The sequence below is a fragment of the Acinetobacter sp. YH16052 genome, from assembly GCF_013417155.1.
GTDB lineage: Bacteria > Pseudomonadota > Gammaproteobacteria > Pseudomonadales > Moraxellaceae > Acinetobacter.
The window spans coordinates 1-1161 of the sequence record NZ_VPEO01000186.1; the positions used below are offsets into that span (position 1 = coordinate 1).

Annotated in this window: 1 protein-coding gene and 1 pseudogene; both read right to left on the minus strand. The window is 61.1% G+C overall.

Annotated features, from left to right (window positions below; translation table 11 throughout):
- Positions 1–138, minus strand: a pseudogene (locus FTV42_RS17175) (CmlA/FloR family chloramphenicol efflux MFS transporter); the annotation flags it as partial.
- Positions 139–354: 216 nt separating this feature from the next.
- The coding region (locus FTV42_RS17765) for a DUF3363 domain-containing protein (protein WP_223364268.1) at positions 355–1161 on the minus strand (807 nt) is incomplete at its 5' end.

The window sequence follows — 1161 nt, forward strand, 5'->3', positions numbered from 1 at the left end:
CGTGTTCAGGATGCCGGGCATCGCTGGAACGACAGGGAGATAAATATCCATCGCCAGTGAAGCGAGGATGTCGAAAGGAGCCATCAGCAGCAGTGCTGCCGGCAGCGTATAGGCCCACGCGGGGCGTGTGGTGGTCATGACGAATCAACCCTCGATTAAGGAATACCGGGCGACGTCTGCTCGTCAGCAATCAGATGAGACTAGCCTTACAGAGCGCCGCAACAACAATACTGGTTGTTGCGGCTTACTTGTCTGCTGACTTGGAATTTCCCATCTGATTACTCCACGCTTACGAATATGAATTGCTACATTTTATCCGATTATCTTTTGCTTCGCAATGCGGCATGGGCGCACTCAGCGTTCCAGCCCCCTCTGCCGCCCTAACTGCCACGACACCGACCCGCCCTGCACGATGCCCATAACCTCGCGGCCGAGTTGGCGGTCGATGATCGGCCGCCACGGGACAAGGGTGAACTCATGGGATTTCTCGACCACGGCGAACTTGCCGCTCGATAGATGCACGGTTCCGGTAAACTTGCCGCTGACGCTCTCGCCGTCCGTGGCGGCGCGGAACGGCAGGCCCTTACTCAAAGCCATATCCGATCCGACGCCGGCTACCTCGCGCTCCCGCAGGATGGCGAGAAGGTTGCGCCGGTAGAAGACGCGGCTGTCCCGGCTGCGGGTGGCGTCGCCCTGTTCGATATGGTGCTCGCGGCGCTGGTCCATGGCTTCGCGGACTTGTTGCCCGAAGCCGGTTGGCGCAAGGTCGGCCGTCTCGCCGTGGATCAGCCGCCGGTCCAGCCAGGTCGCGCCGTCCGATCCGATCTGTTTGTTCAGATCGACCGGGGAAAGGACGCGAACGCTGGCCTGACTGTCTCGGCCGGCGTCATGGGCGGCGGCACGGCTGACCAGATCATCGGGGATGCGCCATTGGTCGGCGTCGATCCGCTCGACGATACCGGCCCGGCGTAGCGCCTCCAGCCGGCGCACATGGGCATCGACATAGCCCTCATAGTCGCCGCCTGGAACGCGGCACGTATAGGAAGAATAAACGCCCTTTTCACCCAAGTCCAACAGCTTTGGACCGCAGTTGACTCTTTCGACACCCCTGCGATGCAACCCAATCCGGCTGACGGGGAGCCAGCAACGCTGAAAATTTAC